The following is a 13,495-nucleotide window of genomic DNA, read 5'->3' on the forward strand; positions in this document are numbered from 1 at the left end:
TTCAGTGGGCTCTTGCTTGCGGTTTTGTCTAAGTACTTTCGCCCACATCATGATCCGTCAGACCGTGGCGCTTCTCATGATTGGTAACACTGACGAGTATCGGTTGGTGTCGAAAAAAGCGTTTTCGGTCTATGATCTGGCCATTGAGGTTACGCTGAACATGCTGACGAGGAGGATTAATGCCTAGATCTTCAGAAGATGTACTGTCCGAAGAAGCTATTCAGGAGCTGGAAGCTCAGATTCCGGCCAAAGCGTCCCTTGCCACCAGAATGGCCTATGAGAAGGCAAAATCCTCCGGGCAGACAGTGTTGCTGTCCAAAGGAGGATTTATCGTCGCCGAATGTGCGGACGGCACTGAAGAAGTCGTTTGTGCCTCCACGCCGAGACGCAAGGTAGCGACCGGCTCCTTCAGGATCGGCCCAAGGTCCGCTACCAGTGCCCGTACCTAGGCTACGCGTATTTGCCGGCCCTAACGGTTCAGGCAAGAGCACCATCAAGCGCATACTTGATCCTGACCTGATTTACATTTACGTCAATGCCGACGACCTTGAGCGTGAGGCGGGCGATAATGGGTTTATAGATCTTTCCCCTTTTTCGATTGAAGATGATCAGCAAGCTTTCCGGGCGTTTTTCTCCTCGCACCCCCTCATTGAAAGAGAACGGTTGGCTTGTCAGGCTGAGCATTTCTTCATCACCGCCCAATCGCTATTGATTGAAGGCATCACATTCACTTCTTACCACGCCTCGGTCGTTGCTGATTTCATCAGGCATCAATTGCTTGTTCAGTCCGCCAGCTTCACGTTTGAGACAGTCATGTCGGACCGTTCCAAAGTGGAGTTCATCAAAAAAGCCAAGGCGATGGGATACCGGACTTATTTATATTTCGTTGCCACTGAAAACCCGAGTATCAATATCAACCGGATCGCGATTCGTGTTGGCGAGGGCGGGCACAATGTCACCCCTGAGAAAGTGCATGCCCGTTATCACAGATGCCTGGCGTTACTGCCGGAGGCTATCCAGGCAACGAGTCGAGCATACTTGTTTGATAACTCTGGAGATACTGCAGAACTCGAAGCAGAAATCACAGACGCTTCGATTGTCGAATACAAAATTGACGAAGTCCCGGAGTGGTGCAAAGTGGCCATTGAAGGGCTTGAACGGCTTATCGATCCGGAATCTTAGAAGTGCGCTTTATCGCAGTACAAACTCTTGACTGCCCACCGCAGGGCGCACAGGCGCTCACGTATCAGACCTGCCCCCCAGAAGTTTTGATTTGAAGCGTAGAAACCTCACGCCTCATACCGCCGCCGCGCATCACTGAGCATGGAGATCGTCAGTTTGCGTACTTCCAGTTTGCTGATCTCTACATGGGAACGCAGCAGCAATAAGGCTTCGTCACGTTTGCGCGCCTGAAGGGCATTGAGGATCGCGGCGTGTTCGAGGTAGGTATGTTCGATACGCGCGCTTTTGAAGAAGTCCAGGCGGCGCACAATACGGATGCGCTCGGTCACTTCCTGGTGGATGCGGGCCATTTCCAGGTTGCCTGAAGCGGCCACCAGTTGGGTGTGGAACTGTTCATCGAGGTCGGCGACCACTTGCATGTCTATCTGCCAGCAGTCGCGATCGATCAACCAGTGCTGGCGCAGAATAGTGAGTTCCGGATGCACGTCGGCGCAGGCACAGATGCGCTCGACCGCCGCGCACTCCAGCACGATGCGCAGATCGTAGAGCTGGTCGATCTGGTTGAAATCCAGAGGCTTGACTGACCAGCCACGCCGGAACTCGACATCCAGATAGCCTTCGCGCTGCAGGCGGTACAGCGCATCACGCACCGGCGTTCGCGAGACCTGATAACGGTCGGCCAGTTGGGTTTCGGTGAAGCGGTCGTAGGGCAGCAGGTAGAAGTCGAAAATCTCCTGCTTGAGCCGCCGATAGACGTCTTCAGCCAGCGCGTTGGTGGTGTTCGGGGAATTCAAGGGCGTGGCTCCAGGCTGCTCAGGTCAATGCTGACATGTGCGGCAACGACTTTCCAGCCGCCATCCAGTCGCGCCCAGGTCTGCATCTGCCGGCCAAGGCGCTGGGTGACGCCATCATGAAACTCGGTACTGACCGTGGCGAAGTCTTCACCGAAGGTGCTCACCACGGTGCGCAGCAGCGTGCGGCCCGGTCCCACCGGCTGACACTGGCGTCGATAGCGCGCAATCGTCTCGGCGCCATGCAGGTTCTCGGCGACGCCGTAGCGGACGGTCTGTTCGGAATTCCAGAAATACGCATCCAGCGTGCTCAGTTCATTGGCCAGCAGGGCGCGTTCGTAGTCGTGAAAGGCGTGGGTCACTTCAGCGACCACGTGGGGGAGGTTGATGTCCATCAGTGTGTGCTCCTTGTCTGCAGCGCCTGCTCCAGGTCCGTCAACGAGGCAACCCGGCCGACGATCCCGCCTTGTGCGGTGATCATCTCCAGCGTGGCCTTTTTGAACGCAGGGAAGTAGCTTTCGGTCGCGTCCTCGATCAGCAGGCAGCGATAACCCCGGTCATTGGCTTCGCGCATGCTGGTCTGCACGCAGACTTCGGTGGTGACGCCGGCAAAGATCAAATGGGTGATCCCGGCTTGGCTCAGCCGCTGCTGCAGGTCGGTGGCGAAGAACATGCCTTTGCCGGGTTTGTCGATGACCCACTCGTCAGCGAGTGGTGCCAGGGCGTCGATAATCTGATTGCCGGGTTCGCCGCGAATCAGGATGCGCCCCATGGGGCCGGGATCGCCGATGCGCAGGCCCGGCGAGCCATGGTCACGTTTGGCTTGCGGGCAGTCGGCAAGGTCCGGGCGGTGTGATTCGCGGGTATGGATCACCGTCATGCCTTCATCGCGCGCCAGCGTCAGCAGGCGTTGCACGGACGGTACGATGGCCTGCAACGGTGCGACGTCGTTGCCCAGTGCGGCACCAAAGCCGCCGGGTTCGAGGAAATCGCGCTGCATGTCGATGATCACCACAGCGGTACGGGACGTGTCGAAGGCGAAGCGGTCAGGGCGCGCATTGACCTTGTTCATGCCGATTGCCCCGCGAGATGCTCGGCCCCGGCCATGTGTCGGCCCAGCTCGGTACGGTCGGCGTCCGCTGCACGGGTTTCAAACACCAGTTCGCCGTCGTGAATGACCACGATACGGTCTGCCAGGCTCAGCAGCTCGTCGAGGTCTTCACTGAGCAGCAGGACCGCTGTGCCGCTGTTGCGAGCGTCGATCAGGCGCTGGTGAATGAGCGCGACACTGGCGAAGTCCAGACCGAATACCGGGTTGGCGACGATCAGCACCGCGACGTCGTGGGTCAGTTCACGGGCCAGTACAGCGCGCTGCACGTTACCCCCGGACAAGGTGCCGATCGGCCGGTCAGGGTCGTTGGGCGACACCTGGAACTGCTCAATCAGGCTGCGTGCCTGCACACCTGCTGCGCGACGATCCAGACGCCAGCCCTGGCGGCAGAGAGGCGGCTGGTCGAAATTGCGCAGGGCCAGGTTGTCAGCCACGCTGAACGTGCCGATGCAGGCGTTGCGCAGGGGCTCTTCAGGTAGGCTGAACACGCGCAGGCGCTGCATCTGTTCACGCCGTGCGTGGTAAGGCTGACCGTCGACCGCTATCTGCCCGGCGCTGAAGGCGCGCTGGCCGAGCAGCGCTTCGGTGAGTTCGCGCTGACCGTTGCCGGAGATGCCTGCAACCCCGACGATTTCACCCGGGTGAACAGCCAGAGACAGGTTTTTCACCGCCAGCGTACCTTTGTCGCCAGGCACATCCAGGCCTGCCACCTGCAACTGCGGCGGGCGGGCCGCCATCGCCGGGCGCTCGCTGCTCACCCCGCGTACTTGGGCCTCGCCCATCATCCACGCCGCCATCTGTTGCGTGGTGGTGTCAGCCACTGCCGCGCTGCCCACCCAGCGACCCTTGCGCAACACAGTGACGTCATCGGCGTAGGTGCTGACTTCGCGAAACTTGTGGGTGATCATCAGGACGGTCAGTTCGCCACGATGCGCCATCGCCTGCATCAGCCCCAGCACCTCGTCGGCTTCCTGCGGCGTGAGCACCGAAGTCGGTTCGTCGAGAATGACCAGTCGACGTTCCAGATACAGCTGCTTGAGGATTTCCAGTTTCTGCTTTTCGCCGGCCGCCAGGCTGCTCACCGGACGATAGATGTCCAGACGAAAAGGCATTTTTGCCATGAACGCTTCCAGGCGTTGGTGCTCGCTGGCCCAGTCGATACGCCACGGCAGATCGCCGCGCGACAGCACCAGGTTTTCCGCCACGCTCAGGCCCGGCGCTACGGTGAAGTGCTGATACACCATACCGATCTGCAACTGATGGGAGTCGCGCGGGGTGCGAATCTCGTGTTCGCGGTTGTTGATCAGAATGCTGCCCGACTGCAGCGGGCTGTAGCCGATGATGCCTTTGACCAGCGTGCTCTTGCCGGCGCCGTTCTCGCCGAGCAGGGCGTGGACGGTGCCGGCGCGGACCTTGAAGGACACCTCGTCGAGCGCGCAAAAACTGCCGAAATATTTGCTCGCACCAATCGTCTCAAGGCTCGGGGCGCGCATGATCATGCTCCCAACAGGTCGCGAAGCATCGAGGAGTGGCCGACCGCACCGAACACGCCACCCTGCATTTTGACCATGCTCAGGGCCGCCGCATGGTTGCCAGGGTCGGTCGCCCCGCAGCAGTCTTCCAGCAGCAGGCACTCGAAGCCACGGTCATTGGCTTCGCGCAGGGTGGTGTGCACGCAGACGTCGGTGGTGATGCCGGTCAGGATCAGATTGTCGATGCCGCGAGTGCGCAGAATCAGTTCCAGATCGGTGGCGCAGAAGGAGCCTTTGCCGGGCTTGTCGAGCACGATTTCGCCGGGCAGCGGTGCCAGCTCGTCGATGATTTCCCAGCCCGGCTCGCCACGCACCAGAATCTTGCCGCACGGACCGGGGTCGCCGATCCCCGCGCCGATGCGCTGCGAGCGCCAGCGTTTGTTGGCGGGCAAGTCACTGAGGTCCGGGCGATGACCTTCGCGGGTATGGATGATGGTGAAGCCCAGCGGGCGCATTGTGGCGAGCAGCGCCTTGATCGGCTCGATGGGCGCACGGGTCAGCGCCAGATCGTAACCCATGCTGTCCACGTAGCCGCCGACGCCGCAGAAGTCGGTCTGCATGTCGATCACGATCAAGGCCGTGTTGTGCGCATGCAATTGCCCGTTCCAGGGCCAGGGGTAGGGCGCCGATGCAATATGACGTTCGCTCATGGCGTTACTCCTTCCAGCTGCCGGGGGTGGGTTTGAAGTCGCGCTCGGGGGCCGCAAAACCGCACGAGCTGCCATCGGTATGCACGACATCGTCTTCCCACGGCAGACGGTATCGGCCTGCGCTCAGATCGTGCATGTAGGTGTAAGGACAGTCGCGTGCGCCGCCCTTGACCGCCACATAGCCGCGATGCCCGAATTGATAGATGTTGTTTTCCACGCCCCAGTGCAGACGGGCTTCGCGGACCAGGTCGGGGCGCAGTTCGCAGCAGACGATTTCGTCGGGCCGGCCGCCCCCTTCGGCCATGATCGTGCCGTCGAAGTCGACAAACATCGCCTCGCCCATGGAGTCGAACGTGCCGTCGGAGCCGCACATGCAGACGCTTGCGGTCTGCATCAGGTTGGTGAAGGCGTTGCTCTGATTGGTGATTTTCCACGAGTGGCGGATCGGTGCGGTGTAACCCGCGGTGCGCAGCATGATGTCGGCGCCCTTGTAGGCGCACTCGCGGGCCATTTCCGGGAACATGCCGTCATGGCAGATGATCAGCGCCAGCTTGCTGCCGCGCGGTCCGTCGCAGACCGGAATACCCAGATCGCCCGGCTCCCACGGTTCGACCGGCACCCACGGGTGCAGCTTGCGGTAGTACAGGCGGATCTCTCCAAGGTCATCGACGATCAGGCCACTGTTGAACGGGTTGCCGTGCGGGTTGGCTTCCATGATCGAGAAGCAGCCCCATATCCGGTGCGTCTTGCACGCCTCGCGCAGTGCCATGACTTCCGGGCCGTCGAGGCTGCACATGATCTCCGGCGCCGTGCTCATCGACAGGCCGTGCAGCGAGTATTCGGGGAATACGATCAGATCCATGCCCGGATTGCTGCGCCGAGCCTTGGCAACCATGCCGACCACTTTCTGCGTCTGCATCCACAACGCCTCGCGCGTATGCGGATCGGGCAGCGCCAGTTGCGCCAGGCCGATCACCACGCCATTGGGCGACTTGTTCAAACCACCAAGACCACTGGCCATGCAATGTCTCCTCGAAAAAAGATCAGTTCATCGCGTCAGGCTGAGTTCGCCCGGCGCGCCGTTCAAAGTGCGACCACGGCGACAGGTGGCGTACATCACCACCAGCGTCAGCGCATAAGGTGCTGCGGCAAACAGGTAATAGCCGGTGCTGATACCGACCGCTTGCAGGGCCGGGCCGATGGCACCGGCAGCGCCGAACAGCAACGACGCCCACAGACACGCCAACGGGCGCCAGCGGGCAAAGATCACCAGCGCCACGGCTATCAGCCCCTGACCGCTGGACAGCCCTTCGTTCCAGCTGCCGGGGTAGTAGAGCGACAGATAGGCACCGCCGATACCGGCCAGCCCGCCGCCCACCGCAGTGGCCACGATGCGTACCTTGAGCGGTCGATAGCCCAGCGCCTGAGCGGTTTCGGCATGGTCGCCGACCAGACGCAGCATCAGCCCCCAGCGCGTGGTGCGCAGCCCCCAGTGCAGCACGAACGCCAGCGCTGCACCGACGAAGAACAGCACATTGATGTTCAGCGCCGAGCGCACGCGTTCTTCGCTGCTCCAGGCACCCAGCGCCAGTGAAGGCAGCATGGGCGCCTGTGGCTGGATAAAGGCTTTGCCGAGAAAGAACGCCAGGCCGGTGCCGAGCAGGATCAGTGCGATGCCGAACGCGATGTCGTTGACCCGTGGCAACGAGCACGCCAGCCCATGCAGCAGGCCCAGCAGAATGCCGACGCCTGCAGCCGCGCCGACGCCCAGCCACGCCGAGCCGCTCAGGCACGCGACGGCATATCCGGACATGGCACCCGCGACCAGAATGCCCTCCAGCCCCAGGTTGATCCGGCCGCTCTTCTCGGTCAGGCATTCGCCCAGGCTGACGAACAGAAAAGGCGTGCCGACGCGGATGGCGCCGGCCAGCAGGGCGAGCAGAAAGGTAGTCAGGTCGATATCAGCCATGTTGCAGTGCTCCCTTGTCGAGCGGCGCAGGCGCCGCCGTCAGCCTGATCTTCCAGGCGGCGATACGTCCACCCAGGGCTTCCCAGAGCAGCAGATTGGTGAACAGCAGACCTTCAAGAATCAGCGTGGTGGCGTCCGGCAGACCGAGCCGTCGTTGAAGCAGTCCGCCACTGGCCTCCAGCCCGCCAAGCAGGATGGCGCAGACGATAATGGCCAGCGGATGATGGCGAGCGGCGAAGGCGACAAGGATGCCGCTGGTGCCGTAGCCTGCGATCAGTGCGGCGTTGGCGCTGCCTTGCACCGCGGTGACCTCGAACATGCCGGCCAGGCCCGCCGCCGCACCGCCCAGCAGGCAACTGAGCATGATCAGCCGGTCCACGGGCAAGCCGATCATCAGCGCAGCCCGCACGTTGCCGCCGACCACGGCGAGGGCAAAACCCTTGACGCTGTGGCGCACCAGCACATACGCCAGCAGACAGGCGACGACGCCCGCCACCAGTCCCCAGTGCACCTCGAAACTGTCGCTGATCGTGCCGATCATATAGGCATCGTCCAGCGGCGGCGTCGAAGGCTTGTTCAGGCTTGCCGGATCGCGCAGGGGGCCTTCCACCAACTGCCGGAACAGTGCCAGGGCGATGTACGAAAGCAGCAGGCTGCTGATCGTTTCATTGACCCCGCGACGCTGGCGCATCCAGCCACTCAGACCAATCCACAGTGCGCCCACGGTCATTGCTGCGACGGCCATGCAGGCAAGCATCAAACCGGCTGGCAGATCGCTGACCCACAAGGGTGTCACTGCGGCAGCCAGGCCGCCCAGTACCAGCGCGCCTTCACCGCCGATGATGATCAGCCCGGCCCGTGCGGGCAGGGCGACGCACAGCGCGGTGAGCATCAGCGGCGCGGCGCGTTGCAAGGTGTTTTCCAGGGCGAACCACGAGCCGAACGCGCCTTCGCCGACCAGGTGCAGCGCCTGCCAGGCAGGCTTGCCCTGAACCGCCAGAAACAGCCCGAACAGCACGCACGAGGAAAACACCGCCAGCAGCGTAGGCAGCCCCGGCAACAACGCGCTGGCCAGGCGGCGCAGACTTATCGATGAACTCATGAATGTTCCTCAGAGCTGGCCAAGCACGCCTTCGACCAGGTAATTCATGCTCTCCAGAGCAATGTCGGTCTGGCCTTGGGCAACACCATCGGCAATCACCACGTTGCCCTTGTTGTCCTTGAGCGGGCCTTTGAAAATCACGAACTGACCGGCCATCATCTGCGCCTTGATGGCATCCGCTTTCTGTTTGGCGTCGGCTGTTACCGCAGGCCCGTAAGCGGACGTTTTGACGAAGCCTTCCTTGAGCCCGCCGCGCAGGAAGTTGATCATCGGCGCGCCGCTCTGGGCTGCCGCGACGTGAGCACGATAAGGCGTCTCCCAGTTCCATTCGGCCCCGGTCAGGTAGCCCTTGGGCGCCAGCGCAGCCTGGCTGGCGTGGTAGCCACAGGTCATCACGCCGCGTTTTTCAGCCGTCTCGACGATGACCTTGGGCCCGTCGACATGGCAGGTCAGTACGTCACAACCCTGGTCGATCAGGCCGTTGGCGGCCTCCGCTTCCTTGACCGGTAGCGACCAGTCACCGGTGAAGATCACCGTGGTGACGATGCTCGGGTCGACCGAGCGGGCACCCATGGCGAAGGCGTTGAGGTTGCGCAGCACCTGAGGCACTGGTTTGGCGGCGACAAAACCGAGCTTTTTGCTCTTGCTCATGTGCCCGGCGATCACGCCGTTGAGGTATTGCGCCTCGTCGATGTAACCGAAAAAGCTCCCCGCGTTCATCGGGTCGCGACCTTTCTGCCAGAGACCGCCGCAGTGCGCGAAACGGACGTCGGGGTACTTTTTGGCGACCTTGACCACATGCGGTTCGAAATAGCCGAACGAGGTCGGGAAAATCAACGTGGCGCCGTCCTGACGGATCATGGCTTCCATGGTCTTCTGTACGGCCACGGTTTCCGGAACGTTCTCTTCCTCGATCACTTTGACGTTGGGCAGTGTCTTGATGATGGCCGCTGCCTGGGCGTGGGCCTGGTTGTAACCAAAGTCGTCGCGAGCGCCGACGTAGATAAAACCCACTACCAGCGGCGCATCGGCTGAATAGGCGCGACCGAAAGGCAGCGCTGCGCTCAGGCCGATAATGCCCGCCAACTTGATGAAACTGCGACGATCAACATTCGACATGTGTGCTACCTCGGGTCATTGAGCGATGGAAGATGTGTGCGCGGCGCGGTAGGCGCGCCAGCCTTTGTAGTCAGTGATGTCCAGCGCGCCTTCAAGGCCGCCAGGCTCACAGATGAAACCCTTGACCCACTGGCCGTCGGCCAATTGCAGCGAGCCGATGCCCAGTGGCGCGGGAATGGCTGCGACGAAAGCGCCGAACTGGTTCAGCGGCATTTCCCAGACTTCTATCTCGATGCTCGCGCCCTGTTCAGCGACGCGCACCAGTCCCGGCTTCGGCGGCGACGTTTCTGCCAGCGCATACAGGCGGTAATCCGCGCTGGTGGTTGTGCTGCGCAGCAAGCGAGCGCCACCTTCAAGCAGTTGCCAGTTGAGCGGTTGGCCGACCAGATGCGCGCCGACGACCGCAACCTGTACGGTCGGGCTGTTATAGGGCAGGGGAGCCATTGCCACGGCGTCACGCTGGTCAGCCTGGCCGAACAGCGGCTGCCAGGCGGCGGCGATCTCTGCCAGGCGTTGATCGGCACCGGCCGGGCCAATCAGCGTGATACCCGCAGGCAGCCCGTCCGCGCGACGATCTGTCGGGATGGCGATGGCGCACATGTTCATCAGGTTGACGAAGTTGGTGTAATAGCCGAGCTGTGAGTTGAGCGCGACCGGGTTGCCGAGCACCGCTTCGATGGTCGGCATGCACGGCGCGGTTGGCACCACCAGCACATCGATGTCGGTCAGCAGTTGCTGCGCAGCGCGGGTCAGCTCTGCCAGGCGATAGCGCGCGTTGAACGTGTCCACGGCGTCGAATGAATCAGCGCTCTGCACAATGCCGCGCACCACGGGATGAATGTCGGCCGCGTTGCTGGCGAAGAATTCGCCGATGGCAGCGCGGCGTTCCGCCACCCACGGGCCTTGATACAGCAGGGCAGCTGCCTCGGCGAACACGTCGAACTCGATAGCGCTGACCGTCACCAGCGGGTCGTTTTGCAGGGCTTCCAGAGTTTTGAGGTAAGCCGCCTGTGCCTGCTCATCGCCGAAGAACTCGCAGTGCCGCGCGACGGCGACACGCCGAACCCTGCGCTGCACCGGCAATGCCTGCACGGCCACACTGGACGCATCCAGCGGGTCGTAAGCTGCAATGACCTGCGCCACCTGCCAGGCTTGCATCACATCGTTGGCAAAGATGGATGGGCAGTCCAGCGTGCGGCAGGCAGGCACGACCCCGCGGCTGCTGAACAGGCCAAGGCTGGGCTTGAGCCCGACGATGCCGTTGAAGCCGGCTGGCACGCGGCCTGAACCTGCGGTGTCCGTGCCCAGTGCAAAACTGACGTAGCCACGCGCTACCGCCACTGCCGAACCGGAACTCGAACCGCCACTGACGTAGGCCGGATCATGCGCATTGCGTACCGCGCCGTAAGGCGAGCGGACGCCCACCAGGCCTGTGGCGAATTGATCGAGATTGGTCTTGCCCATCAGGATTGCGCCGCTGTCGAGCAGCAGCTGCACAACGTGAGCATTGTCCTCGGGTACGTAGGCGAACGTCGGGCAGGCAGCCGTGGTCGGCATCTGCGCCACGTCGAAATTGTCCTTGACCGCAAAGGGCACGCCGAACAGCGGCAACCGGTCATACAGCGCATCGCCCATTTCTTCGGCGATGCCCTCCAGCGCCTTTGCCCGCTCGACAAGCTGTGCCAGGGGAACGCGATGAATCCAGACCTCTGCCCGGTCATCCGCATCAATATGCGCAGTCAGGGTATGCACCAGAGTCGTCAGCGTGGTTTCGCCGGAGCGGAGCGCCGACTGAAGTTCAGGAATATCGAGTGCGGTCATGGTGGTGTTCATTCATGTATACAAGATGAACTGACGCGTTTGCACGTTATGGGCCAACGTCGGCCGGAGGGCGATTTACGGCGGGATTACTGGCTATTGGCGGTGAGTTGCGCTGCAATCATGCGTCATGTGTGCGCTTGAATGCGTCTGTGTGCACAAAGATGGGTCGTGTCAGCCGCAGGGCGAATAGTATCGCCGCACGGCTGACATCAATGCGGGTTTCTCAGCTCTCGCAGAACCTGAGCCGGTTACCGAACGGGTCGCAGACTTCCAGTACCTTCCCCCAGCCTTGCTGAACAATATCCGGGCGGGCATAGCCGTACTGCTTGCCGATCAGCTCATCGCGCAATTGCTCGATGTTCTGCGTCGGAATGAACACCGCCGCACCTGGACAGGCGTCACCGTGATGCTCGGAGAGGTGCAGGTTCAGCCCGTTACGGCTGATGCCTAGATACAACGGCAGATCCGCTTCGAAGCGGTGTTCGAATTCGATGCTGAAACCGAGAAAGTCGATATAGAACTCACGCGCTTTGCGTTCATCGAACATCCGCAGGATCGGGATGGCGCTGGTGAAGGTCACGGTGGCTGGCTCGGTCGTGGGCATGGCTATTCCTTTATTTGAAATGATGGGCGTGCAGTCATTGATGCCGATGCACGCATTTATGCTATGCGGGCTGCTTTACCGGGAACGAGACGAACGGTTTTATTTCCTTGAGGACGAACATGCTCTGCATTTCCTTGATGCCGGGTAATCGTCTGACCACGGTCATGGCGAAGTCAGCAAAGGAATCCAGATCGGGCGCTACGACCTGAAGCAGAAAGTCCGCATCGCCACCGATGCTGTAGCACGCCACGACATCTTCCAGCTGCATGACTTCCTTCTCGAATTTTCTGGCCTCGGCCTCACTATGACTGTCGATGCTGATACGAATGAACACCATGACGCCCAGCCCGATCTTGCGGCGGTCCAGTACGGCTCTGTAACCCTGGATATAGCGATGTTCTTCCAGCTGCCTGACCCGTCGCCAACAGGGCGAGGCAGACATGCCGATCTGGTCGGCCAGGGTCTGGTTGGTGATACGGCCATCCTGCTGCAGCGCCGTGAGGATCCTTACATCAGTAGGATTCAACGTCTGGTAGGTCATAAATTCCGCAACTCCTTGTGGATGGGGGAAATTCTACCTAATTCGGTGATTCAGGCAATCAGAATAGATGATTTTTTCCCGTTTAAAGCGTGTAGTATTTTTTCCAGACAAGGTTTGGCAAACGTCTCATCAATACACTGTTTGCCGTTAGCCGGATCGTTGGAAAGTAAATAGGGACAGCCCCGCGTTTAAATAATCCAGTCAACGTGGTCGGCGATAAACAAGGACGATGCATGATTCTCCACTTGGTTTTCTTCAAGTTTCATGAGCCTTTTCAATGGTGTGACAGTGAAGTCCTGGAGGCAGAAGCCGCCACCCGTGGACACCCGCACCGTATTAGCGAGATTGCAGGCTGGGCCTGTGGAAGAAATATAAGCGTGCGTAAAAGAGCGATGGACTTTGTGGTCATGGGCTTATTTGAAAGTCAGGAAGAACTGTCAAGTTTCCTTATTCATCCTGATCACCAGGACGGCGTGCTCAAGTGGCAGAAGATCGCCAGTTGGCAGGTCGTGGATATCGATATCAACAGTGAAACAACACAGTGGTCAGGGCTGCTCGATGGCTGGACTGACGTGGTCAGCGCACCGCTCGATGCGGTGAGCGTTTCTCGATAGTTTGAGGGGGGACCCATGAATTTTGATGCGGCACTTCACAAGTGTGTAATCGTTGTTGATAAGGCGCTGGGGCTGGGGCATGCCGCGAACGCAGTCAGCGTCATCGGCGTCAGTATGGGGCGCTCCGTAGAGGGACTGGTCGGTCCGGACATGCAGAGCAGCGACAGTGTCAACTACCCTGGCGTCATCTACGCGCCTTTGCCGATTCTGTTGTCCAGCAATGAAAGCCTGCACGAGCTTCAGGAAAAAGCCCTGGCCGATGATGAGATTTTCAGCATTCCGTTCAGTGCACTGGCGCAATCCTGCAAAACATATCAGGAGTACGAGTCGCGTATCTCCGAGGCTGACAGTTCGTCCATCGAGTTGGTCGCGATCGGGCTGATAGGGCCGAAGAAAAAGATCAGTAAGCTGTCAGGAAACTTTCCACTGTTCAAGTAATTATCTCAATGACAAGGAGGT

Annotated in this window: 16 protein-coding genes; 4 read left to right on the top strand and 12 right to left on the bottom strand. The window is 60.7% G+C overall.

Features of this window, described 5'->3' with window-relative positions; all coding sequences use genetic code 11:
* Window positions 1-179: 179 nt before the first annotated feature.
* Window positions 180-449 carry a hypothetical protein gene (locus AC54XV_RS06415; RefSeq protein ID WP_004406599.1) on the top strand — a complete coding sequence of 90 codons (270 nt, stop codon included), beginning with the start codon at window positions 180-182 and terminating at the stop codon, window positions 447-449.
* Window positions 436-1,182 carry an ATPase gene (locus AC54XV_RS06420; protein ID WP_058398986.1) on the top strand — a complete coding sequence of 249 codons (747 nt, stop codon included), beginning with the start codon at window positions 436-438 and terminating at the stop codon, window positions 1,180-1,182. The genes AC54XV_RS06415 and AC54XV_RS06420 overlap by 14 nt, the downstream gene beginning before the upstream one ends.
* 107 nt (window positions 1,183-1,289) lie before the next feature.
* Here AC54XV_RS06420 and AC54XV_RS06425 read toward each other — a convergent pair whose 3' ends face one another.
* From AC54XV_RS06425 to AC54XV_RS06480, 12 genes are all read right to left on the bottom strand, one after another.
* Complete coding sequence (locus tag AC54XV_RS06425; protein ID WP_054091527.1) at window positions 1,290-1,976, bottom strand: GntR family transcriptional regulator; 687 nt, start codon at window positions 1,974-1,976, stop codon at window positions 1,290-1,292.
* Complete coding sequence (gene hpxZ / locus AC54XV_RS06430; protein WP_004406596.1) at window positions 1,973-2,368, bottom strand: oxalurate catabolism protein HpxZ; 396 nt, start codon at window positions 2,366-2,368, stop codon at window positions 1,973-1,975. The genes AC54XV_RS06425 and hpxZ overlap by 4 nt, the downstream gene beginning before the upstream one ends.
* Complete coding sequence (locus AC54XV_RS06435; protein ID WP_004406595.1) at window positions 2,368-3,045, bottom strand: cysteine hydrolase family protein; 678 nt, start codon at window positions 3,043-3,045, stop codon at window positions 2,368-2,370. The genes hpxZ and AC54XV_RS06435 overlap by 1 nt, the downstream gene beginning before the upstream one ends.
* Window positions 3,042-4,583, bottom strand: a complete 1,542-nt coding sequence (locus AC54XV_RS06440) for an ABC transporter ATP-binding protein (protein ID WP_240845548.1) — start codon at window positions 4,581-4,583, stop codon at window positions 3,042-3,044. Before AC54XV_RS06440 ends, AC54XV_RS06435 begins: the two co-directional genes overlap by 4 nt.
* Window positions 4,580-5,266, bottom strand: a complete 687-nt coding sequence (gene biuH / locus AC54XV_RS06445; RefSeq protein WP_024639185.1) for a biuret amidohydrolase — start codon at window positions 5,264-5,266, stop codon at window positions 4,580-4,582. Before biuH ends, AC54XV_RS06440 begins: the two co-directional genes overlap by 4 nt.
* A gap of 4 nt (window positions 5,267-5,270) precedes the next feature.
* Window positions 5,271-6,287 carry a formamidase gene (locus AC54XV_RS06450; protein WP_032656334.1) on the bottom strand — a complete coding sequence of 339 codons (1,017 nt, stop codon included), beginning with the start codon at window positions 6,285-6,287 and terminating at the stop codon, window positions 5,271-5,273.
* 27 nt (window positions 6,288-6,314) lie between these two features.
* Window positions 6,315-7,235 (bottom strand): ABC transporter permease, encoded by a 921-nt coding sequence (locus AC54XV_RS06455; protein ID WP_496718159.1) that lies wholly within the window; start codon window positions 7,233-7,235, stop codon window positions 6,315-6,317.
* Window positions 7,228-8,337, bottom strand: a complete 1,110-nt coding sequence (locus AC54XV_RS06460) for an ABC transporter permease (protein WP_011266864.1) — start codon at window positions 8,335-8,337, stop codon at window positions 7,228-7,230. Before AC54XV_RS06460 ends, AC54XV_RS06455 begins: the two co-directional genes overlap by 8 nt.
* Window positions 8,338-8,346: 9 nt before the next feature.
* The gene (locus AC54XV_RS06465) at window positions 8,347-9,456 is read right to left on the bottom strand and encodes a BMP family ABC transporter substrate-binding protein (protein ID WP_032656339.1); all 1,110 of its coding nucleotides are present in this window, start codon (window positions 9,454-9,456) and stop codon (window positions 8,347-8,349) included.
* A gap of 15 nt (window positions 9,457-9,471) precedes the next feature.
* A complete protein-coding gene (atzF, locus tag AC54XV_RS06470) occupies window positions 9,472-11,277 on the bottom strand; it encodes an allophanate hydrolase (protein ID WP_024651232.1) in 1,806 nt (601 codons plus the stop codon).
* Between the two features lie 223 nt (window positions 11,278-11,500).
* On the bottom strand, window positions 11,501-11,881 hold the full coding sequence (locus AC54XV_RS06475; RefSeq protein ID WP_004406588.1) for a glyoxalase superfamily protein: 381 nt from the start codon (window positions 11,879-11,881) through the stop codon (window positions 11,501-11,503).
* Window positions 11,882-11,942: 61 nt separating this feature from the next.
* Window positions 11,943-12,422 (bottom strand): Lrp/AsnC family transcriptional regulator, encoded by a 480-nt coding sequence (locus AC54XV_RS06480; RefSeq protein WP_004403020.1) that lies wholly within the window; start codon window positions 12,420-12,422, stop codon window positions 11,943-11,945.
* A gap of 233 nt (window positions 12,423-12,655) precedes the next feature.
* Between AC54XV_RS06480 and AC54XV_RS06485 the strand changes: the two genes are divergently transcribed.
* Window positions 12,656-13,036 (top strand): Dabb family protein, encoded by a 381-nt coding sequence (locus tag AC54XV_RS06485; RefSeq protein WP_004406586.1) that lies wholly within the window; start codon window positions 12,656-12,658, stop codon window positions 13,034-13,036.
* 15 nt (window positions 13,037-13,051) lie between these two features.
* On the top strand, window positions 13,052-13,474 hold the full coding sequence (locus tag AC54XV_RS06490) for a DUF2000 domain-containing protein (RefSeq protein ID WP_004403022.1): 423 nt from the start codon (window positions 13,052-13,054) through the stop codon (window positions 13,472-13,474).
* Window positions 13,475-13,495 lie beyond the last annotated feature (21 nt).

The sequence above is a fragment of the Pseudomonas fragariae (ex Marin et al. 2024) genome (assembly GCF_059621105.1).

Bases quoted from the DNA above. Each gene is read 5' to 3' on its own strand.
- biuH (WP_024639185.1), bottom strand. From the start codon at position 5,266: ATGAGCGAACGTCATATTGCATCGGCGCCCTACCCCTGGCCCTGGAAC.
- AC54XV_RS06440 (WP_240845548.1), bottom strand. From the start codon at position 4,583: ATGATCATGCGCGCCCCGAGCCTTGAGACGATTGGTGCGAGCAAATAT.
- AC54XV_RS06465 (WP_032656339.1), bottom strand. From the start codon at position 9,456: ATGTCGAATGTTGATCGTCGCAGTTTCATCAAGTTGGCGGGCATTATC.
- AC54XV_RS06435 (WP_004406595.1), bottom strand. From the start codon at position 3,045: ATGAACAAGGTCAATGCGCGCCCTGACCGCTTCGCCTTCGACACGTCC.
- AC54XV_RS06455 (WP_496718159.1), bottom strand. From the start codon at position 7,235: ATGGCTGATATCGACCTGACTACCTTTCTGCTCGCCCTGCTGGCCGGC.
- AC54XV_RS06460 (WP_011266864.1), bottom strand. From the start codon at position 8,337: ATGAGTTCATCGATAAGTCTGCGCCGCCTGGCCAGCGCGTTGTTGCCG.
- AC54XV_RS06490 (WP_004403022.1), top strand. From the start codon at position 13,052: ATGAATTTTGATGCGGCACTTCACAAGTGTGTAATCGTTGTTGATAAG.
- AC54XV_RS06475 (WP_004406588.1), bottom strand. From the start codon at position 11,881: ATGCCCACGACCGAGCCAGCCACCGTGACCTTCACCAGCGCCATCCCG.
- AC54XV_RS06415 (WP_004406599.1), top strand. From the start codon at position 180: ATGCCTAGATCTTCAGAAGATGTACTGTCCGAAGAAGCTATTCAGGAG.
- AC54XV_RS06480 (WP_004403020.1), bottom strand. From the start codon at position 12,422: ATGACCTACCAGACGTTGAATCCTACTGATGTAAGGATCCTCACGGCG.
- hpxZ (WP_004406596.1), bottom strand. From the start codon at position 2,368: ATGGACATCAACCTCCCCCACGTGGTCGCTGAAGTGACCCACGCCTTT.
- AC54XV_RS06485 (WP_004406586.1), top strand. From the start codon at position 12,656: ATGATTCTCCACTTGGTTTTCTTCAAGTTTCATGAGCCTTTTCAATGG.
- atzF (WP_024651232.1), bottom strand. From the start codon at position 11,277: ATGACCGCACTCGATATTCCTGAACTTCAGTCGGCGCTCCGCTCCGGC.
- AC54XV_RS06450 (WP_032656334.1), bottom strand. From the start codon at position 6,287: ATGGCCAGTGGTCTTGGTGGTTTGAACAAGTCGCCCAATGGCGTGGTG.